Consider the following 19,360-nt stretch of genomic DNA (forward strand, 5'->3'; position numbering starts at 1 on the left):
CGCGCGCGCGGCCGGATGATGCCATGACCCTCAACGTCTCCGGCCTGAAGGCCGACAAGCGTCCCGCCGCCATCCGCGTCGTGATCCCGTTCGTGACCCGCCACTGGCTGAAGCAGCCGCGCATGACCCTCGGCATCGCCGTGTGCCTGCTCGGCGCCACCGCCGCCGACCTGTTCATGCCGCTATTCTCCGGCAAACTCGTCGACGCGCTGACGCTCGGCCCATCGAATGCCGATGCGCGGCACGCGGCGGTGGTGGCGTTCGCGGCCATCGTCGCGCTCGGCTTCGCCTCGATCGTGCTGCGATTGTCCGGCCTGCAACTGATCGTGCCGTTCACGCTCCGCATCATGTCCGATGTGGCGCGGGAGGCGTTCGTGCGCGTGCAGCGCTTCTCCACCGACTGGCACGCCAACAGCTTCGCAGGCTCGACGGTGCGCAAGATCACCCGCGGCATGTGGGCGCTCGACCTCTACAACGACACCATCCTGCTGGCGCTGCTGCCCTCGCTCTCGGTGCTGCTCGGCTCGATGGTGCTGCTCGGCCTGCACTGGGGCGCGCTCGGCGCGGTGATCGCCGTCGGCGCGGTGCTGTACGTGGCGATGACGGTCGTGTTCTCGACCCGCTACATCGCCCCCGCCGCGCGGATCTCCAATGCCTGGGACACCAAGGTCGGCGGGACGCTCGCGGATGCGCTCAGCTGCAACGCGGTGGTGAAGTCGTTCGGGGCGGAGGCCCGCGAGGACGGCCGGCTGATGCGCGTCGTCAACCGCTGGTCCCGGCGCGTCAGCCGCACCTGGCTGCGCTACAACACGACCGCAGCCGTGCAGCTCGGCGTGCTGCTGTGCCTGCGCTCGTCGGTAATCGGCGGCGCCGTGCTGCTGTGGATGGCAGGCCGGGCTTCGCCGGGCGACGTCACCTATGTGCTGACCAGCTACTACGTGATCCATGCCTACCTGCGTGACGTCGGCATGCACATCAACAACCTGCAGCGCGCGGTCAACGACATGGACGAGCTGGTGGCGATCCATGGCGAGCCGATCGGCATCGTCGATGCCGCGGGAGCCAAGGCGATGACGGTGACCGGCGGGCACATCGTGTTCGATGCGGTGACGTTCCACTATGGCGGCCACCGCGTCCCGCTGTACGACCGGCTGTCCGTGGACATCCGGCCGGGCGAGCGGATCGGGCTGGTCGGGCGCTCCGGCTCCGGCAAGACGACCTTCGTCAAGCTGGTGCAGCGGCTGTACGACGTCAGCGGCGGCCGGATCCTGATCGACGGGCAGGACATTGCGCACGCGAAACAGGATTCGCTGCGCAGCCAGATCGCCATCGTGCAGCAGGAGCCGATCCTGTTCCACCGCTCGCTCGCCGAGAACATCGCCTATGGCCGCCCCGGCGCCAGCCAGGCCGAGATCGAGCAGGCGGCGCGACTTGCGAACGCGCACGAGTTCATCATGCGCCTGCCCAAGGGCTACGGCACCCTGGTCGGTGAGCGCGGCGTCAAGCTGTCGGGCGGCGAGCGGCAGCGGGTGGCGCTGGCGCGGGCGTTCCTGGCGGATGCGCGCGTGCTGATCCTGGACGAGGCGACGTCGAGCCTCGACTCGGAGTCGGAGGCGCTGATCCAGGAGGCGATGGAGCGGCTGATGAAGGGCCGGACGGCGATCGTGATCGCGCATCGGCTGGCGACCGTGCGCAGCCTCGACCGCATCCTGGTGTTCGACCGCGGCCGCATCGTCGAGCAGGGCAATCACGCCACGCTGGTCGGCCGGCCCGGTGGTCTCTACCGCAGCCTGTTCGAGCGCCAGGCCACCGAGTTCGGCCAGCTCTCCGCCGCGGGCTAGAAATGGCGAGGGGCCCGGCGCTTGTGCGCCGAGCCCCTCATGAACATATCAGCCGGCCTGTAAGCCGGGTTCTGTAGGGCACCGCCAGGCTTGCGCATGACGATACGTGACGGCCATTCCTCTGGGATCGCGCTTGCGCGAGACCTCGGGCAACCTACCCGGACGGCGAGCCTGACATCGCTCCCGCGGACGTCATCGTCGAAACGATTGTCTCCGCGTGGCCGTCCCTATTCGGTTTTGCTCCCGGTGGGGTTTACCATGCCGGTTCCGTTGCCGGCCCCGCGGTGCGCTCTTACCGCACCTTTTCACCCTTACTGCCTCCCTTGCGGGAAGAAGCGGTTCGTTCTCTGTGGCACTGTCCCTGGGGTCGCCCCCGCCGGACGTTATCCGGCACCGCATGTCGATGGAGCCCGGACTTTCCTCCCCGGCGGCCTTTCGGCACCTGCCGGAGCGGCCGTCCGGCCGACTGACGCGGCTTGAATGGGACTTCTCGACGGGTACGTCAAGCCGTCGCCATGCCGGCGGAAAATATTATGCTCGGCGTGTCGTTTCGCGTCGCTGCCGTTCGACTGGATGTCGGCGATCCAGCCGAAGAGAGGAGCAAGTCCGATGCAGTACCTGTTGATGATCTATCTGAACGAGGTCGAATACGCCAAGATGGAGAAGGAGGCCGAAGGCAAGATGCTCGCCGAATATCAGAGCTTCACCCAATCGATCATATCGAGCGGAAACTACAAGGGCGGTGACCGGCTGCAGCCGACCTCGACGTCGACGACGGTGCGCGTGCGCGACGGCAAGATCCTGACCACCGACGGTCCGTTCGCCGAGACCCGCGAGCAGCTCGGCGGCTACTACATGATCGAGGCCAAGAACATCGACGAGGCGATCGGCATCGCCGCGCGGATTCCCGGCGCCCGCCTCGGCTCGATCGAGGTCAGGCCGGTCTGGCAGTACAATCATTGAAGCCACCGCTGCGGCCGACGAGATGACGCCCGGTGCCATCGAAAAAGTGTTCCGCGACGAGTCCGGCCGGGCGCTCGCGACCCTGATCAGGCTCGTCGGCGATTTCGATCTGGCCGAAGATGCGCTGCAGGAGGCGTTCGCGACGGCGCTTCTCGCTTGGCGGGGACCCGAAGTCCCCGCCAATCCGCGGGCGTGGCTGGTCAACGTTGCGCGCAACAAGGCGATCGATCGCATCCGGCGGCAGCGCAACTTCCGCGACAAGGAAGCCGAGATCGTGCATGCGATCGAGCGCGACGCCGTCGGCGAGGACGACGGCGGCCCCGTCGATCTCGACGACGACATGCTGCGGCTGATCTTCACCTGCTGCCATCCGTCCTTCGCGCCGGAGGTGCAGGTGGCGCTGACCTTGCGCACGGTCTGTGGCCTGACAACAGCCGAGGTTGCTCGTGCCTTTCTCGCCAGCGAGGACGCCATGGCGCAGCGCCTGGTGCGGGCCAAGCAGAAGATCCGCCTCGCCGGCATTCCCTACGAGGTACCCGGACGCGATGCGCTGGACGAGCGCCTTCGCGGCGTGCTGACCGTGATCTATCTCGTGTTCACCGAAGGCTATCTGGCGACCTCCGGTCCCGAATTGATCCGCCATGATCTCGCGCATGAGGCGATCCGGCTGGGACGGCTGGTGCTTGCCCTGATGCCGGACGCGCGCGACGTCAAGGGTCTGCTCGCCTTGATGCTGCTGCATGATGCGCGCCGCGCCGGTCGCACCGACTCGTCCGGCGACATCGTGCTGCTGGAAGAGCAGGATCGCGCGCTCTGGAATCGTGCCCAGATCGCCGAAGGACTCGCGCTCGTCGAAGAGGCACTCATCGCCGGAGGGCGGCCGCAGCCCTACACGGTCCAGGCGGCGATCGCCGCGCTCCATGCGCAGGCGCCAAGCTACGAGCACACCGACTGGCGCCAGATCGTCGGCCTCTACGAGGTGCTGCTGCGGATTGCGCCGTCGCCCGTCATCGAGCTCAATCATGCGGCCGCCGTCTCGATGGTCGACGGCCCGGCGCGCGCGCTCTCGCTGGTTGATTCGCTCGCCGCGCGCGGCGGCCTGAAACAATACGATTTGCTGCCGGCCGTGCGCGCGGACCTGTTGCGGCGTCTCGATCGCCGCGACGAGGCGCGCGATGCCTATCTCGAGGCGAGCGCAGCGACGCAATTGGCGCCGCTCAAGCGCCTCTACGCGCGCCGGCTCGGTGAGCTCGACGCGGGGGCTGCATGACGAATCAGGCGCGCGGCGCGGCCTCTTCCGGCAGGCTGGTCAGCAGCGCGTGCAGCGTCCACAGCGTCGAACGGTCGGCGATGCCGTCGATCTTTTCAGGACGAAAGTGCCGCTGGAACGCCGTGACCACATCCATCGTGATGCCGTCGAACTTGCCGGTGATCGGCACGCCGTAGCCATATTTGGCCAGCGCCTTCTGCAGGCCTTTCACGTCATCGCCGATGCTGCCGAGCTTCAAGGTCTCGCCCTTGCTGATCGCCGCCGGCTGCACCCAATGGCCGACTCCGGAATTGGCAAGGGAGTGCCACGGAAATTTCTCGCCGGGATCCTTCTTGCGCGACGGCGCAACGTCGGAATGGCCGAGCACGCGATGCGCCGGAACGTTGCGGCGGAGCATGATGCCGCGGCACAGGGCGATGACGGCCGCGATCTGGCGCGGCGGGAAGTCCGGATAGCCCCAATCGTGACCGCGATTGACGATCTCGACGCCGATGGAACACGAATTGATGTCCTCGTCCCCGCCCCAGGACGAAAGGCCGGCGTGCCAGGCCCGCATCGCTTCCGGCACGCATTGGACGATGCGTCCGTCCTCGAGCACGACGTAATGCGCCGACACCTCGCTGCCGGCGGTGCACAGCTTGGTGATCGCGCCCTCCACGTCGGGCATGCCCGTGTAATGCAGGATGATCATGTCCGGCTGGCGGCCGCCCTTGCGCTCACCGAAATTCGCCGACGGGATCACGTCCGACGCGATCGAGGAGTCTGGCGTGAAAACAGGCAGGTCCGAGACGCCCTTAGGGATCGGCAGCGCACGAGGGCGCTTCGATTCGGGCTTGTCTGTTGAGTTCGGCATGAAGCACTCGAAGCAGGCGGCGAGGCAAATAGCTCAAATCGAATATGGGCAGGCACTACTCTTTTGCATGTCCCAGTCGCAATCGAAATCGCATGCGAGCCCCTCATATTGATCAGAGCGCCGCGCGCGCGGCTCGAGGCCCCAAACAGAGGCGTGAACCGCTGCCTAACATCCGCCACAGACCGTCAACGGTTTGTTAACGCTAAAGGCCGTTACTAAGTGGTGAAGAGCCAAGCCGGCTTTCGGGACGGCAAGCCGCCATATGCAAGGTCCTGCACGGGATATCACGGGTTCGAGCGCTGTCGGGGGCATCCGGCAGCGTGCGAGCGTTGATGAACCGAGGATCGCCCCGGCCCGCAATCCGTGGGCCGGGGTGCAGGCTTTTGCAGGGCTGGCCGTCGACCGTGCGGGGCGACGGCTTGGCACAGTGACGGGGTGCGAGGATCGAAGGCGCGATGGGCTCGCAGCCGACCACAGCCAATCTGGAACCGCGGCAGCCGTGCGGAGCTGTCGCGTGAGTTCGGCCGACCTGCGGCATGTTCCCGTGCTCGGCCCCGAGGCGGTCGAGCTGCTCGCGGCCCGCGAGGGCGGGACCTATGTCGACGCGACCTTCGGCGCGGGCGGCTACACAAGGCTGATCCTGGCTGTGCCGGGAACGCGGGTGATCGGAATCGATCGCGACAGGACGGCCGTCGAAGCGGGCGCCGATCTGGTCGCGGAAGCGGGCGGCCGCCTGACCCTGATCGAGAATCGCTTTTCCCAGATCGCCGAGATCTGCGCAGAGCAGGGCCTCACCCACGTGGACGGCATCGTGATGGATGTCGGCGTCTCGTCGATGCAGCTCGATACTGCGGCCCGCGGCTTTTCGTTCCGGTTCGATGGGCCGCTCGACATGCGGATGGCCGGTGCGGGACCAACCGCCGCCGATGTCATCGCGCATGCCTCCGAGCGCGCTCTGGCCGATGTCATCTATATCTTTGGCGAGGAACGGCACTCGCGTGCGGTCGCGCGGGCGATCGTCGCCGCCCGCAAGGAGCAGCAGATCGCCACGACCCGGCAACTGGCCGACATCGTCGCGCGCGTGGTGAGATCGAAGCCGGGCGACATCCATCCGGCGACCCGGACGTTCCAGGCGTTGCGTATCCTCGTCAACGAGGAACTCGACGAGCTCGAACAGGCGCTGTCGGCAGCCGAGCGCCTGTTGCCGCCAGGCGGCCGGCTGGCCGTTGTCTCGTTCCATTCGCTGGAAGATCGTATCGTCAAATTGTTCCTTGCGGAGCGCAGCAAGACTGGCGGCGGCTCGCGCCATTTGCCCGAGGTCATGCAGGAGAAGCCGAGCTTCCAGCTGCTTCACCGCAAGCCGATCGTGGCCACGGATGCGGAGATCGAAGCCAATCCCCGCGCGCGATCCGCCAAGCTGCGCGGAGCGCAGCGGACGGCAGCGCCGCCGCATGTCGCCTCGACGTCGTCGCCTTGGCCTCGCCTGGCTGACGTCCTGCGGGGAGGCTGACCGATGCGCCTCCTGCACCTCGTCGTCATCTGCTCGCTCATCTTCGCGGCCGCCTATGTCTATCGGATCAAGATGGAGTCCACGGCGCGGGTCGAGCGCGTGCTGCAATTGCGCGCGGAGATCCGCGAGCAGCGCGAAGCGATCGCGATCCTGCGCGCGGAATGGGCCAAGCTCGATGCGCCGCTTCGGCTCCAGGGGCTGGTGGAGCGGCATCTGCCGCTGAAGCCGCTCAACGCCACGCAATACGACAGCTTGAAGAACCTGCCGGAGCGGCCGCCGCGCTTCACGCGGCCGGACAATCCGGATCCGATCGGATCGATGATCGATGCGATCGACGCGATCAATGAAGAGCCCCCCGTGACCGGATCGGTGCGTCGCCCGGAGGATCAACAATGACCGATCAGCTTCGGCCCGGAGTGAAGCCGCAGGAGCCCTGGCGGCAACGGCTGGTGCGCACGCTGCTCTATGGGCGCGATGTCGACCGCACGGCCAAGGCGAGGGCGCGTATCGGCCTTGCGATCATCGCCTTTGCCGCGGTCTATGCCGTCATCGGCGGCCGGCTTGTGATGTTCGCCGTCGGCTCCGACGGTCCGAGCTCCCGCCGTGCCGCGCAGCAGGACGCCATCGCGACCGCGCGACCGGACATCGTCGATCGCAACGGCACCGTGCTCGCCACCGACGTCAAGACGCCCAGCCTGTTCGCCGAGCCGCGCCGGCTGATCGACAAGGACGAAGCGATCGAGCTGCTGACCGGGACCTTGCCCGACCTCGATACGAGCGAGGTGCGCGAGCGCCTGATGTCGCGCAAGGGCTTCGTCTGGCTCAAGCGCGAGATGACGCCCAAGCAGCAGCAGGACATCCATCGGCTGGGTCTGCCGGGCATCGGCTTCCTGCGCGAGAACAAGCGCGTCTACCCGACCGGCAACGAGGTGGCGCATCTGATCGGCCTGGTGAACATCGACAACCAGGGCATCGCGGGCATGGAGAAGTGGCTCGACAATCAGGGCCTCGCCGACCTGCATCGCGCCGGCTTCGCCACCGACCGCCTGCAGAAGCCCATCGAACTCTCGGTCGACCTGCGCGTCGAGCATGCGCTGCGCGACGAACTGCTCAAGGCCAAGGAGAAGTTCAAGACCAAGGCCGCCTCCGGTCTCGTCGTCAACGTCAGGACCGGCGAGATCATCGCGATGGTGTCGTTGCCGGACTTCGATCCGAACAACCCGAAGGAGGCGCATGATCCGGATCGGATCAACCGCCTGACGACGGGCGTGTACGAGATGGGCTCGACCTTCAAGGCGTTCACGCTGGCGATGGCGCTCGACACCGGCAAATATGATCTCAACTCGCTGTGGGATGCGCGCGGGCCGCTGCATTACGGCAAGTTCGCGATCCATGACGACGAGCCGAAGGGCCGCTTCCTCAACATGAAGGAGGTGTTCTACTTCTCGTCCAACGTCGGCGCGGCCAGGATCGCGCTGACGCAGGGCGTGGAAGGCCACAAGGCGTTCCTGCGCAAGATGGGCCAGTTCGACCGGCTGCGCACCGAGCTGCCGGAGAGCGCCTCGCCGATCCTGCCCAAGCGCTGGGCCGAGCTGAACACGGTCACGATCGCGTTCGGTCACGGCATGGCCGTGGCGCCGCTGCAGGGCGTGATGGGCGTGAGCGCGCTGGTCAATGGCGGCTATCTGATCCCGCCGACCTTCATGAAGCGGACCGAGGCCGAGGCGATGGCGATCGCCAAGCGCGTGATCAAGCCGGAAACCTCGGAGAAGATGCGCTATCTCATGCGTCTCAACGCCGAGGTCGGCACCGCGCGCAAGGCCGACGTGAAGGGCTATTACATCGGCGGCAAGACCGGCACCGCCGAGAAGGTGATCAACGGCCGCTATGCCAAGAAGAAGGTGCTGACCCTCTTCACCGCAGTGATCCCGGCCGACAAGCCGAAATACCAGCTCCTGATCATGCTGGACGAGCCGCAGCCGCTGAAGGAAACCTACGGCTTCATCACCTCCGGCTGGAACGCGGTGCCGACGGCCGGCAATGTGATCTCCCGGATCGGGCCGCTGCTGGGGATCGAGCCCCGTTTCGACCTGCCGCCGTCCGACCGCCAAATTCTTGCGGCATCGCGGCTGACGCAGTAAGCCGTCGCCGAATCGCACGGCTCAGAAGGCGCCGCCACCCGGGCGGGGCCAGCACCGGTACGGGACCAGGATGAAAATTCACGACCTCCTGGGGGATCAGGCGACCCTCGACGCCCGCATCGGCGCAGTCGAGGTCTCCGGCCTTGCCGTCGACAGCCGCGCGGTGCGCCCCGGCGACCTGTTCTTCGCGCTGTCGGGAACCAAGACCGACGGGGCCCGGTTTATCGCAGCCGCCATCGCCGCTGGAGCCGTCGCCGTCGCCGGTGCCTCGGCACCGCAGGGCGATCTTTCGGTTCCGTTCGTGGTGCTGCCGAATCCGCGGCGGGCCCTGGCGCTCGCCGCCTCCCGCTTCTTCCCGCGTCAGCCTGCGACCATCGCAGCCGTCACCGGCACGAGCGGCAAGACCTCCGTCGCAGCCTTCACGCGGCAGATCTGGCAGCAGCTCGGCCACAGCTCGGCCAGCATCGGCACGGTCGGCCTGGTGTCGGACAAGCGCACGGTCTACGGCTCGCTGACCACGCCCGATCCGATCGCGCTGCATCGGCAGATCGACGAGATCACCGGGGAGGGCGTCACGCATCTGGCGTTCGAGGCGTCGTCGCACGGGCTCGATCAGTTCAGGCTGGATGGCGTCCGGGTTTCGGCTGGCGGGTTCACGAACCTGTCGCGCGACCACATGGATTATCATCCCGATCTCGCCCACTATCTCAACGCCAAGCTGCGGCTGTTCCGCGATCTGGTCCCGCCGGGCGGTGCTGCGGTGGTCTCGGCAGATCATGAGAGTTCTGCCGAGGTCATTGCTGCGGCGGAGGCGCGCGGGCTGCGGCTGATGACGGTGGGCACGAACGGCGACGGCGCGGGGCCGGGCATCCGGCTTGTGGCTGCCGCGGTCGATGGCTTCACGCAGCAGCTTGAGATCCAGCATTGCGGCCGGATGTATTCGATCCGGCTGCCGCTGGTGGGCCGCTTCCAGATCGAGAATGCGCTGGTCGCGGCGGGGCTTGCGATCGGCACCGGCAGTGATCCGCAGGCGGTGTTCGAAGCGCTCGCGACGCTCGAGGGCGCCAAGGGCCGGCTCGAACTGGTCGGCGAGCATAATGGCGCGCCCATCTTCATCGACTACGCGCACAAGCCGGACGCGCTGGCCAAGGCGCTGCAGGCGCTGCGGCCTTACGCGGCGCGCAAGCTCGTGGTCGTGTTCGGCTGCGGCGGCGACCGTGACACCGGCAAGCGGCCGCTGATGGGCGCGATCGCCACCGCCGAGGCGGATGGCGTCATCATCACCGACGACAATCCGCGCAGCGAGGATCCGGCCGCGATCCGCGCGGCAATCCTTGCGTCCGCGCCAGGAGCGCGGGAGATCGGCGACCGCGCCGCAGCGATCCGGGTTGCGATCAGCGAGCTGCAGCCCGGCGATGCGCTGGTGATCGCGGGCAAGGGCCACGAGACCGGACAGATCATCGGCAGCACGGTGCTGCATTTCAGCGATCATGAAGCGGTCGCGGACGCATTGGCAGCGAGGGCATCATGACAAAGGCGCTGTGGACGGTGGCTGAGGCGGCGCGCGCGCTCGGCCTCGCCGGCGAGTATCCGGAGACGCCGATCGACTTCGTCACGCAGGACAGCCGCGCCGTGAAGCCGGGCAGCCTGTTTGTCGCGCTGAGCGGCACGCCGAGCGGCGGCTTCGTGTCGAGCTTTGCGTCCAGCCGCGACGGCTGGGAGTTTGCCGCCAATGCCGAGGCGGCCGGTGCCGTGGCGATGATTGTGCCGCATCGGATCGAGGGCATCACGGTGCCGCAGCTCGTAGTGGCGGACACGCTGATCGATGGTCTCTGGGCGCTCGCGCGCGCCGCTCGGGCGCGCTTTCATGGGCCGGTGATCGGGCTCACCGGCAGCGCGGGCAAGACCTCGACCAAGGAGTTCATCGCCGCCTACCCGGGCGCATCCGCCAGCCCTTCCAGCTTCAACAATTTCTGGGGCGTGCCGCTGACGCTGTGCAATGCCGATCCCTCCGCCTCGGTCTGGGTGGTCGAGATGGGCATGAACCAGAAGGGCGAGATCGCGCGGCTGACGGAGCTGTCGCAGCCGACGGTGGCGCTGGTCGTGAACGTGCAGCCGGTGCATCTGGAGAAGCTCGGCAGTCTCGAAGCGATCCGGCAGGAGAAGGTCTCGATCGCCCGCGGCCTGCCGGCCGACGGCGTCCTCGTGCTTCCCGCCGATCTTTCGGCGCCGGAATGGACCGGCAAGACAATCCGCTTCGGCGGTGACGCCGAAGTCCGCGAGCTGTCGCATAGCTCGTGCGGCGAAAGCTGGGATGTGACGGCCGACATCGCCGGCCGCCGCGTCGCCTTCGCGCTGACCCCCGGCGCGCCGCACCGCCTGCACAACGCGCTGGCGGCGTTGGCCTCGGTCGCCGCGGCCGGGCTCGACCCGTTGCTGCTGGCGCCAGCGCTCGGCCAAGTCGGCATCATGACAGGTCGTGGCGTCGAGCAGATGATCGGCGACATCGTGCTGATCGACGACAGCTTCAATGGCAATCCGGCCAGCATGGCTGCGGCGCTCGACAGCCTGCAGGCGCGTCCCGTCCGCGGGCGGCGGATCGCCGTCATCGGCGACATGCTGGAGCTCGGCGACGAGGCGCCGGTCTATCACGCCGAGATGGTCGGCCATCTCGCCGGTATCGACGGTGTCTATTGTGTCGGACCGCTGATGCGGCATCTGTTCGACAAGGTGCCCGACGCGAAGCGGCTCGGCTGGCACGAGGATCCGGTGACGCTGGATCCCGGGACAATCGCGGCGCTGCTGGCGCCCGGCGACGTCGTCGTCATCAAGGGCAGCAAGAAGATCTTCTGGGTCAACAAGTTCGTCTCGAAGCTCGCCGCCGCTTTGCAGGGGGCCGCCTGACAATCGGGCGATATCGCGGCGCGAGAGAAGGATGTTCTTCCACTGGCGGTCGACGCGGTCGTGCCGGACGGATCATTCCGCCGCGCTACGATTCGCACCCGGCCCCGATCATGGTTAAAAGAGGCTGGACTGGATTCGTGCACGGGACGCCCGTGCCGCGCGCTCGGTCCCGGTGAGACGGCATAGGCGGGTTGGATGTTCTACTGGTTGATCGAGCTGACGAATACGTTTCCGAGCCTGTCGATGTTTCGCGGCCTGCTGAACGTGTTCCGGTACATCACGTTCCGCACCGGCGGCGCCGTGGTCACGGGCGCGCTGTTCGTGTTCCTGTTCGGCCCATGGATCATCGATCATCTGCGGCTGCGCCAGGGCAAGGGCCAGCCGATCCGCACCGACGGCCCGCAGTCGCATATCATCAGCAAGAAGGGCACGCCGACGATGGGCGGCCTGATGATTCTGTCCGGCCTCGTCGTCTCCACGGTGCTGTGGGCCAATCCGCTCAACCCCTATGTCTGGATCGTGCTCGCGGTGACGCTCGGCTTCGGCTTCGTCGGCTTCTATGACGACTACCTGAAGGTCACCAAGCAGTCGCACTCCGGCTTTGCCGGCCGCCTGCGCCTTTTGATCGAGGCGGCGATCGCTCTGGTGGCCTGCTACGCGCTGGTCCGGCTGGGACGCGATGCGTCCTCGACGGGGCTGGCGATTCCGTTCTTCAAGGACCTCATCTTCAAGTTCGGCTGGATGTATGTGATCTTCGGCGCCTTCGTCATCGTCGGTGCCGGCAATGCCGTGAACCTGACCGATGGACTCGATGGCCTCGCCATCGTGCCTGTCATGATCGCATCCGCAAGCTTCGGCTTGATCGCCTATCTCGCCGGCAATGCCGTGTTCGCGGATTATCTGCAGATCCATTATGTGGCGGGCACCGGCGAGCTCGCGGTGCTCTGCGGGGCCGTGCTCGGCGCCGGCCTCGGCTTTCTCTGGTTCAACGCGCCGCCGGCCTCGATCTTCATGGGCGACACCGGTTCGCTGGCGCTCGGCGGCATGCTCGGCTCGATCGCCGTGGCGGTGAAGCACGAGATCGTGCTGGCCGTCATCGGCGGCCTGTTCGTGCTGGAAGCCGTGTCGGTGATCGTGCAGGTCGCCTCGTTCAAGCTGACGGGAAAGCGCATCTTCAAGATGGCGCCGATCCACCATCATTTCGAGCAACTCGGCTGGACCGAGCCGCAGATCGTGATCCGGTTCTGGATCATCTCGGTGATGCTGGCGCTGGTCGGCCTCTCGACGCTGAAGCTGCGCTGATGAAATCCTTCCAAGCTGATCGTCATTCCGGGGCGCGCGGCACGCGCGAACCCGGAATCTCGAGATTCCGGATCACCGCTCCGCGGTGTCCGGAATGACGGAGTTCTTCTCATGATCCCCGTCACCTCATTCGCCGGCAAGACCGTTGCCGTGTTCGGGCTCGGCGGCTCCGGGCTCGCGTCGTGCCACGCGTTGCGCGCCGGCGGCGCCGAAGTGATCGCGGCCGATGACGGCGTTGACCGGATGACGGAAGCCGCAAAGGCGGGTTTCATCACCGCCGATCTGCGCACCGTCTCCTGGGCAAACTTCGCGGCGTTGGTGCTGGCGCCGGGCGTGCCGCTGACCCATCCAGTGCCGCATTGGAGCGTGCTCAGGGCGCGCGAGGCCGGTGTCGAGGTGATCGGCGACATCGAGCTGTTTTGCCGCGAACGCCGGCGCCACGCACCGGACGCGCCGTTCATCGCGATCACCGGCACCAACGGCAAGTCGACGACCACGGCGCTGATCGCGCATCTGATGCGGGTCGCCGGCTACGATACCCAGATGGGCGGCAATATCGGCACTGCGATCCTGTCGCTGGAGCCCCCGCGCATGGGCCGCGTCCATGTGATCGAGATGTCATCCTACCAGATCGATCTGACGCCCTCGCTTGATCCGAGCGTCGGCATCCTGATCAATGTCAGCGAGGACCATATCGACCGTCACGGCACGATCGAGAACTACGCGGCGGTGAAGGAGCGACTGGTGGCGGGCGTGCAGCCACAGGGCACGGCGATCGTCGGCGTCGACGACGGCTTTTGCCGCGCGATCGCCGACCGGCTCGACCAGGCCGGCAAGCGCGTCGTGCGCATTTCGGTGAAGAACCCGCTGGCCGATGGGCTCTACACCGAGCATGAGACCATCGTGCGGAGCGCCGGCGGCGCGCGCAGCGAAGTCGCGCGGCTCGGCGGCATCGGCTCGCTGCGTGGCCAGCACAATGCGCAGAACGCCGCCTGTGCCGCCGCGGCCGCGCTCGCGATCGGCGTCAAGGAGGAGGTGCTGCAGCAGGGCCTGCGCAGCTTCCCCGGTCTTGCGCATCGCATGGAGCAGGTCGGCCGGCGCGGCAACGTGTTGTTCGTCAACGATTCCAAGGGCACCAATGCGGACGCGACCGCGCACGCGTTGTCGTCCTTCGCCGACATTTTCTGGATCGCCGGCGGCAAGCCGAAGGCCGGCGGCATCACCAGCCTGTCCGGCTTCTTCCCCCGCATCCGCAAGGCCTATCTGATCGGCGAGGCGGCGGCAGAGTTCGCCGGCACGCTCGGCGACAAGGTCCCGCACGCGATGTCCGGCACGCTCGAGGTCGCGGTGGAGCAGGCGGCCGCCGACGCCGAGGCGTCAGGTTTGCGGGAGGCGGTCGTCCTGCTGTCACCAGCCTGCGCCTCCTTCGACCAGTTCCGCAATTTCGAAATCCGCGGGACGCGCTTCCGCGACCTGGTGCAGGCGTTGCCGGGCGTGGAGCCGGTGGTGTAAAGGCCCGCCGCTGGTTCTGAATCCGTGATAATGGTAGGGTGGCGGCATGAACACTCAGGCGGAGCTGCTCATTCCCATAGACATGCTCTCCGATCTCGAACGGCGGTTCTTCTGGTGGGAGCCCGTGGGATCGGAGCCGCGCTCGCCTGAGCGAATCATCGCACAGGCGATGAGCTTTGCCGGCTTCGAAGAGATCCGCACACTCGAGCAGGAGCTGGGTCCAGATCTACTGGTGGATATCATGCTCAATGCCCAACCGGGCTGGATCGATGCACGATCCTGGGAGTTCTGGCGCGGCCGCCTCGCGCGCGCGACGGGACGGACGATTCCTATGGAGGCGCCGACGAGGTCGTTCAATGACGGACTCGTTTGAGCCACGCCTCGATATCCTGCCGCCAGCTCAATTGAACCTTTGGACCGAGCTCTCTCCGGCTCGGGACCTTGGTTTTGTCCTCTACGGCGGAACGGCGGTTGCGCTGCATCTTGGTCACAGAACGTCCGTCGACTTCGATTTCTTCAATGCGTCACCGCTCGACAAGGCAAGGATCTCGTCAGCTTTCTTATTCATGCGGTATGCGCGACCAATCCAGGAAGACATCAATTCTCTCGTCTTGAACGTGGGCACTTCGGAAGGCCAAGTGAAAGTCTCTTTCTTTGGCGGCCTTGCGTTGGGACGGCTCAATGATCCGTTGCCGACCAGGGATGGGGTCCTACTGGTTGCGTCTCTGGAAGATCTCCTTGCAACCAAGTTGAAGGCGATTCTCGATCGCGCCGAGGCGAAGGACTATCGTGACATTGCTGCGATGCTGCTTGCAGGCGTATCCCTGGAACGTGCGCTCGCCGGCTTCGCGAAGATGTTCAGGAGCGATGCTGCCCTGCCATTGAAGGCTCTCGGTTTTTTCAAGGATGGCGACTTGCCGACTCTGGCTCAGAGCGACCGCGATGTCCTGTGTCGGGCCCGAGACGGAGTGCGCGATATCGGTCAGGTCGAATTGCGAGCCGGTCTGTTTCCTGGCTCAAACGCGTAAGGGGCCCTTAACCCTTCGATAACCATCCTGAGCGCCAATGGGCCGATCCCTCGGCTCAGGTGGTGGCCCGATGCTCTCCCGTGAAGAACGCAATCCGCTGTCGGACTGGTGGTGGACGGTCGACAAGCCGCTGCTGGGGTCGATCCTCGCGCTGATGCTGTGCGGCGTGATCCTGTCGCTGGCGGCCAGTCCGCCGGTGGCGACCCGGATCGGGCTTGATCCGTTCCACTTCTTCAACCGACACGTCCTGTTCCTGCTGCCGTCCTTCTGTGTGCTGATCGGGGTCAGCTTTCTGTCGCCGCGGCAGATCCGGCGCAGCGCGCTGGCGGTGTTCGCGATCGCCATCGTGCTGATCGTGCTGACGCTGGCGATCGGCCCTGAGGTGAAGGGCTCGCGACGCTGGATCACGCTGGTCGGTGTCAACATTCAGGCCTCGGAAGCGGCCAAGCCGGCCTTCGTCGTCGTCTCTGCCTGGCTGTTCTCGGAGTCCGCGCGGCGGCCCGACATGCCGGCGACCACGATGGCGCTGGTGATGCTGCTGATGCTGGTGTCGCTCCTGGTGATGGAGCCGGATTTCGGCCAGACCATGCTGATCCTGATGGTGTGGGGCTCGCTGTTCTTCATCGCCGGCATGCGCATGATCTGGGTCGCGGGCCTTGCCGGTGCCGCCGCCGCGGGTCTCTTCGGCGCCTATCTGCTGGTTCCGCACGTCGCGGGGCGCATCAAGCGCTTCATGAACCCGGCCTCCGGCGACACCTTCCAGGTCGACACCGCGATGGAGGCGTTTTCCAACGGCGGCTGGTTCGGCCTCGGGCCGGGCGAGGGCATCGCCAAGCGCAGCCTGCCGGACAGCCACACCGACTTCGTGTTCGCGGTCGCGGCCGAGGAGTTCGGCATCATCCTGTGTCTCGCGCTGGTCGCGCTGTTCGGCTTCATCGTCATCCGCACGCTGTCGCGGGCCTATGCCAGCGAGGACGGCTTCTCGCGGTTTGCAGCGTCAGGGCTCGCGATCCTGTTCGGCGTTCAGGCCGCCATCAACATCTCGGTCAATCTGCAGCTGATCCCGGCCAAGGGCATGACCCTGCCGTTCATCTCCTATGGCGGCTCCTCGATCGTGTCGCTCGCCTATGGCGTCGGCATGATGCTGGCTCTGACGCGGCAGCGGCCGCGGATCGAGGCCGAGGTCACCGATGCGGCCGGGACGCTGCGCAATTACGCGTGAGGCGGCCGGCTCGCAATGACGACACATTGCCTGTAAACAAGCCCGCATGACATCATCTGCGCCTCTCATTCTGCTGGCCGCCGGCGGCACCGGCGGCCATCTGTTTCCGGCCGAAGCGCTCGGCGTCGAGCTGATCAAGCGCGGCTATCGCGTCCGCCTCGTCACCGATGCGCGGGCGCTGAAGTATAGCGGCCTGTTCACCAACGACATGATCGACGTGGTGCCGAGCGAAACGGTGCGCAGCCGCTCGCCGGCGGCGCTGGCGCGCACGGCGCTGCTGCTCGGCACGGGGACACTTGCCGCGTACAATCTGATGCGGCGGCTGAAGCCGGCGGCCGTGATCGGCTTTGGCGGCTATCCGACGGTGCCGCCGCTGCTCGCAGCAAGGCTCGCCGGCGTGCCCAGCCTCATTCACGACGCCAATGCCGTGCTCGGCCGCGCCAACCGATTTCTCTCCGCGCATGTGAGAGCGATCGCGACGTCGCTTCCGGGGGTCCTCGATCGCGATCCCGCGCTGGCGGGAAAGACGACCACGGTCGGCACGCCGATGCGTCCTGCCATTCTCGAAGCCGCGGCGGTGCCCTATGCCGCGCCGGAGCCGGGAGGGCCTTTGCGGCTGCTCGTGGTCGGCGGCAGCCAGGGGGCTCGCGTCATGAGCGACATCGTGCCCGGCGCGATCGAGCGGCTCGAGCCGGCGCTGTGGGGCCGCCTCGTGCTGACCCAGCAGGTCCGCCAGGAGGACATGGCGCGGGTACGCGCGGTCTATGACCGGCTCAAGATCAATGCCGAGCTGCAGCCGTTCTTCACCGACCTGCCGTCGCGGCTCGCCGCCAATCATCTCGTGATCTCGCGGTCCGGCGCCGGCACCGTGGCCGAGCTCGCCGCCATCGGCCGGCCGTCGATCCTTGTGCCGCTGCCCGGCGCCATCGACCAGGACCAGTTCGCCAATGCGGGCGTGCTGTCGAACGCGAACGCCGCGATCCGGATCGTGCAGACCGACTTCACGTCCGACCGCCTGGCCTCGGAGATCTCGTCTCTCGCCGCCGAGCCGTCGCGCCTCGCCGCCATGGCCCAGGCCGCGCGCACCGCAGGCCGGCTCGATGCCGCGGAGCGGCTGGCCGATCTCGTCATCAAGACCGCCACGCCTTGAGCGGAGCGCGCGCAGGCCTGGCATGACCGGATTGAAGGAGTCGCAGCACGATCCGATGCGCCTGCGGGATCATCCGTCCTTCGTTCTGGTCTTTGTCAGCTTCTGCGACCAACTGGTCGCGCCGCTGAGGGGCCAGAGGCTGATGATCAAGCTGTTCGGGCAGCGCGCCCCGACCGAGATCGCCGCGCATATCGTCATGATGCACATGTCGGCCCGCGACGCCACCGAGCGTCCGACCCTGACGCGGTTGCAGGCGCGGCTGCCGGGGTCGCGGCAGACGGCGGTGTTCATCACGATGCTGCGCGGTCTGTCGCTGGTCAGGGTGGAGCGCGATCCCGACGATGCCCGCATCCGCTATTTGATTCCCGGGCCCGTTATCCTCGATGGCCTTCGTGGCTGGCTCGCTCTTCACCTCGACTGCCATGCCCAGCTAACGCGGGGCGAACGGTTGAGCCGGCGGCTGCACAGCGACGACACTTTCTTCGCCGAAATGATTCGGCAATGCGCGACATGGCTGTGCCGCGCCAATCGGCCACTGACGAGCTTTCCGGATCTCGCCTGGACCGACGAGCATGACAGCGGCATCCACCTGGCACTGACGCTCGTCGCCCGCTCGGCCGCTGGCCAAGCCGCCGTCGACGTGTCGACCGCCGAGCTTGCGGCCTCGCTCGGTGTATCGCGCTCGCATATCCGCAACCTGCTCACGGCGATGGAAGGGCGCGGCCTGCTGAGCTTCGACGAGCGGCGCCAGCGATTGTCGCTGACGCCGGGGTTTGTGGCGTCCGTCGAGGCCTGGTTCTGCCACCAGATCTGCTGGCTGGCGGCGGCCGGCGAGCGTGCCGATCGCGCGCTGCTGCTTTCCGGCGTCAGAGCGTGACGACGCGGCCGGACGCGATGTCGTAGACGCCGCCGATGACCTTCACCTTGCCGTCGGCAACCATGCCGCTGACGATCGGCTTGGCCTTCGACAAACGCTGCACGTTGTGGCGGACGTTCTCCTTCGTCGCCTCTGCCAGCAGATCCTGCGGCTTCTTCGCGATCGCGGCCTCGACGCCCGGCTTCAGCGCGTTCACCAGCTCCGGCAGGTGGCCCGGCAGCTTGGTGCCGTCCTTAAGCACCTTGATCGTGGCGTCGACGGCGCCGCAGCCGCTATGGCCGAGCACCAGCACGAGCGGAATGCCGAGGAACTTCACGCCATATTCGAGGCTGGCGAGACCATCGTCATTGACGAAATTGCCGGCGACGCGGACCACGAACAGCTCGCCTGGAGCCTGATCGAACACCAGCTCGGGCGCGACGCGGGAATCCGCGCAGCTCACGATCGCCGCAATCGGATACTGCGCGGTGGCGCGCGCGGCGCGCCCGGCCGAGAAATCCTTGTTGTCCAGATTGCCGGCGGCGTAGCGCGCGTTGCCGTCCATGATCCGCTTCAACGCCTCGTCGGGGGAGATGGCATTGGGGGCGGGCTCCTTCGTATCTTTGGCCCATGCCGGACCGGCGCCCAGCGCCGCCGCGGCGAGCAGGCCGGCGCCGCTGCCGAGCAGCCGGCGGCGGGACAAGGCGGGAGATTGGGTTTCACACAGCGCGCACATCGTCGGGTCACTCCATCGGCATTGCACGCGGCGCGTGTGGCCGCGGCTGGACAAGCGCCATGCCACGGCCGT

17 protein-coding genes and 1 other RNA gene are annotated in these 19,360 nt (G+C 66.9%); 15 read left to right on the plus strand and 3 right to left on the minus strand.

Going from position 1 to position 19,360, the window contains the following annotated elements; genetic code table 11:
- Positions 1 to 23 precede the first annotated feature (23 nt).
- On the plus strand, positions 24 to 1,841 hold the full coding sequence (locus ACQR1L_RS25315; protein WP_434860632.1) for an ABC transporter ATP-binding protein: 1,818 nt from the start codon (positions 24 to 26) through the stop codon (positions 1,839 to 1,841).
- 44 nt (positions 1,842 to 1,885) lie between these two features.
- On the opposite strand, the gene rnpB is transcribed toward ACQR1L_RS25315, so the two are convergent.
- An RNA gene (rnpB, locus tag ACQR1L_RS25320) (RNase P RNA component class A) lies at positions 1,886 to 2,311 on the minus strand.
- A gap of 139 nt (positions 2,312 to 2,450) precedes the next feature.
- Between rnpB and ACQR1L_RS25325 the strand changes: the two genes are divergently transcribed.
- Positions 2,451 to 2,804, plus strand: a complete 354-nt coding sequence (locus tag ACQR1L_RS25325; protein WP_434860633.1) for a YciI family protein — start codon at positions 2,451 to 2,453, stop codon at positions 2,802 to 2,804.
- Between the two features lie 22 nt (positions 2,805 to 2,826).
- A complete protein-coding gene (locus ACQR1L_RS25330; protein WP_434860634.1) occupies positions 2,827 to 4,074 on the plus strand; it encodes an RNA polymerase sigma factor in 1,248 nt (415 codons plus the stop codon).
- 4 nt (positions 4,075 to 4,078) lie between these two features.
- On the opposite strand, the gene ACQR1L_RS25335 is transcribed toward ACQR1L_RS25330, so the two are convergent.
- Complete coding sequence (locus ACQR1L_RS25335) at positions 4,079 to 4,927, minus strand: peptidoglycan recognition protein family protein (protein ID WP_434860635.1); 849 nt, start codon at positions 4,925 to 4,927, stop codon at positions 4,079 to 4,081.
- 514 nt (positions 4,928 to 5,441) lie between these two features.
- Between ACQR1L_RS25335 and rsmH the strand changes: the two genes are divergently transcribed.
- From rsmH to ACQR1L_RS25395, 12 genes are all read left to right on the plus strand, one after another.
- Positions 5,442 to 6,437 carry a 16S rRNA (cytosine(1402)-N(4))-methyltransferase RsmH gene (gene rsmH / locus ACQR1L_RS25340; protein WP_434860636.1) on the plus strand — a complete coding sequence of 332 codons (996 nt, stop codon included), beginning with the start codon at positions 5,442 to 5,444 and terminating at the stop codon, positions 6,435 to 6,437.
- A 3-nt stretch (positions 6,438 to 6,440) separates the two neighbouring features.
- Positions 6,441 to 6,833: a cell division protein FtsL gene (gene ftsL, locus ACQR1L_RS25345; protein WP_434860637.1), complete on the plus strand. Its 393-nt coding sequence runs from the start codon at positions 6,441 to 6,443 to the stop codon at positions 6,831 to 6,833.
- The gene (locus ACQR1L_RS25350) at positions 6,830 to 8,578 is read left to right on the plus strand and encodes a peptidoglycan D,D-transpeptidase FtsI family protein (RefSeq protein ID WP_434860638.1); all 1,749 of its coding nucleotides are present in this window, start codon (positions 6,830 to 6,832) and stop codon (positions 8,576 to 8,578) included. The genes ftsL and ACQR1L_RS25350 overlap by 4 nt, the downstream gene beginning before the upstream one ends.
- Before the next feature lie 70 nt (positions 8,579 to 8,648).
- Positions 8,649 to 10,109, plus strand: a complete 1,461-nt coding sequence (locus ACQR1L_RS25355) for a UDP-N-acetylmuramoyl-L-alanyl-D-glutamate--2,6-diaminopimelate ligase (RefSeq protein WP_434860639.1) — start codon at positions 8,649 to 8,651, stop codon at positions 10,107 to 10,109.
- The gene (locus ACQR1L_RS25360; RefSeq protein ID WP_434860640.1) at positions 10,106 to 11,482 is read left to right on the plus strand and encodes a UDP-N-acetylmuramoyl-tripeptide--D-alanyl-D-alanine ligase; all 1,377 of its coding nucleotides are present in this window, start codon (positions 10,106 to 10,108) and stop codon (positions 11,480 to 11,482) included. The genes ACQR1L_RS25355 and ACQR1L_RS25360 overlap by 4 nt, the downstream gene beginning before the upstream one ends.
- Positions 11,483 to 11,677: 195 nt before the next feature.
- Positions 11,678 to 12,784, plus strand: coding sequence for a phospho-N-acetylmuramoyl-pentapeptide-transferase (gene mraY / locus ACQR1L_RS25365; RefSeq protein ID WP_434860641.1), 1,107 nt, complete (start codon positions 11,678 to 11,680; stop codon positions 12,782 to 12,784).
- A gap of 111 nt (positions 12,785 to 12,895) precedes the next feature.
- The gene (murD, locus tag ACQR1L_RS25370; RefSeq protein WP_434860642.1) at positions 12,896 to 14,296 is read left to right on the plus strand and encodes a UDP-N-acetylmuramoyl-L-alanine--D-glutamate ligase; all 1,401 of its coding nucleotides are present in this window, start codon (positions 12,896 to 12,898) and stop codon (positions 14,294 to 14,296) included.
- 46 nt (positions 14,297 to 14,342) lie between these two features.
- Positions 14,343 to 14,669: a hypothetical protein gene (locus ACQR1L_RS25375; protein ID WP_434860643.1), complete on the plus strand. Its 327-nt coding sequence runs from the start codon at positions 14,343 to 14,345 to the stop codon at positions 14,667 to 14,669.
- Positions 14,653 to 15,324, plus strand: a complete 672-nt coding sequence (locus ACQR1L_RS25380; protein WP_434860644.1) for a nucleotidyl transferase AbiEii/AbiGii toxin family protein — start codon at positions 14,653 to 14,655, stop codon at positions 15,322 to 15,324. Before ACQR1L_RS25375 ends, ACQR1L_RS25380 begins: the two co-directional genes overlap by 17 nt.
- A gap of 70 nt (positions 15,325 to 15,394) precedes the next feature.
- Positions 15,395 to 16,546, plus strand: coding sequence for a putative lipid II flippase FtsW (ftsW, locus tag ACQR1L_RS25385; protein ID WP_434860645.1), 1,152 nt, complete (start codon positions 15,395 to 15,397; stop codon positions 16,544 to 16,546).
- Positions 16,547 to 16,592: 46 nt separating this feature from the next.
- Positions 16,593 to 17,696, plus strand: a complete 1,104-nt coding sequence (murG, locus tag ACQR1L_RS25390) for an undecaprenyldiphospho-muramoylpentapeptide beta-N-acetylglucosaminyltransferase (RefSeq protein ID WP_434860646.1) — start codon at positions 16,593 to 16,595, stop codon at positions 17,694 to 17,696.
- Positions 17,697 to 17,718: 22 nt separating this feature from the next.
- The gene (locus ACQR1L_RS25395) at positions 17,719 to 18,573 is read left to right on the plus strand and encodes a helix-turn-helix domain-containing protein (protein ID WP_434860647.1); all 855 of its coding nucleotides are present in this window, start codon (positions 17,719 to 17,721) and stop codon (positions 18,571 to 18,573) included.
- Here ACQR1L_RS25395 and ACQR1L_RS25400 read toward each other — a convergent pair.
- Positions 18,563 to 19,288, minus strand: a complete 726-nt coding sequence (locus ACQR1L_RS25400) for a carbonic anhydrase (protein WP_434860648.1) — start codon at positions 19,286 to 19,288, stop codon at positions 18,563 to 18,565. The genes ACQR1L_RS25395 and ACQR1L_RS25400 overlap by 11 nt on opposite strands.
- Positions 19,289 to 19,360: the final 72 nt, after the last annotated feature.

The organism is Bradyrhizobium sp. HKCCYLR20261, from assembly GCF_051168435.1.
Classification (GTDB): domain Bacteria; phylum Pseudomonadota; class Alphaproteobacteria; order Rhizobiales; family Xanthobacteraceae; genus Bradyrhizobium.

Excerpts from the sequence above, each read along its gene's own strand:
- ACQR1L_RS25315 (WP_434860632.1), top strand. The coding sequence starts at position 24 with ATGACCCTCAACGTCTCCGGCCTGAAGGCCGACAAGCGTCCCGCCGCC.
- ACQR1L_RS25325 (WP_434860633.1), top strand. The coding sequence starts at position 2,451 with ATGCAGTACCTGTTGATGATCTATCTGAACGAGGTCGAATACGCCAAG.
- ACQR1L_RS25330 (WP_434860634.1), top strand. The coding sequence starts at position 2,827 with ATGACGCCCGGTGCCATCGAAAAAGTGTTCCGCGACGAGTCCGGCCGG.
- ACQR1L_RS25335 (WP_434860635.1), bottom strand. The coding sequence starts at position 4,927 with ATGCCGAACTCAACAGACAAGCCCGAATCGAAGCGCCCTCGTGCGCTG.
- ftsL (WP_434860637.1), top strand. The coding sequence starts at position 6,441 with ATGCGCCTCCTGCACCTCGTCGTCATCTGCTCGCTCATCTTCGCGGCC.
- ACQR1L_RS25350 (WP_434860638.1), top strand. The coding sequence starts at position 6,830 with ATGACCGATCAGCTTCGGCCCGGAGTGAAGCCGCAGGAGCCCTGGCGG.
- ACQR1L_RS25355 (WP_434860639.1), top strand. The coding sequence starts at position 8,649 with ATGAAAATTCACGACCTCCTGGGGGATCAGGCGACCCTCGACGCCCGC.
- ACQR1L_RS25360 (WP_434860640.1), top strand. The coding sequence starts at position 10,106 with ATGACAAAGGCGCTGTGGACGGTGGCTGAGGCGGCGCGCGCGCTCGGC.
- mraY (WP_434860641.1), top strand. The coding sequence starts at position 11,678 with ATGTTCTACTGGTTGATCGAGCTGACGAATACGTTTCCGAGCCTGTCG.
- murD (WP_434860642.1), top strand. The coding sequence starts at position 12,896 with ATGATCCCCGTCACCTCATTCGCCGGCAAGACCGTTGCCGTGTTCGGG.
- ACQR1L_RS25375 (WP_434860643.1), top strand. The coding sequence starts at position 14,343 with ATGAACACTCAGGCGGAGCTGCTCATTCCCATAGACATGCTCTCCGAT.
- ACQR1L_RS25380 (WP_434860644.1), top strand. The coding sequence starts at position 14,653 with ATGACGGACTCGTTTGAGCCACGCCTCGATATCCTGCCGCCAGCTCAA.
- ftsW (WP_434860645.1), top strand. The coding sequence starts at position 15,395 with ATGCTCTCCCGTGAAGAACGCAATCCGCTGTCGGACTGGTGGTGGACG.
- murG (WP_434860646.1), top strand. The coding sequence starts at position 16,593 with ATGACATCATCTGCGCCTCTCATTCTGCTGGCCGCCGGCGGCACCGGC.
- ACQR1L_RS25395 (WP_434860647.1), top strand. The coding sequence starts at position 17,719 with ATGACCGGATTGAAGGAGTCGCAGCACGATCCGATGCGCCTGCGGGAT.
- ACQR1L_RS25400 (WP_434860648.1), bottom strand. The coding sequence starts at position 19,288 with ATGTGCGCGCTGTGTGAAACCCAATCTCCCGCCTTGTCCCGCCGCCGG.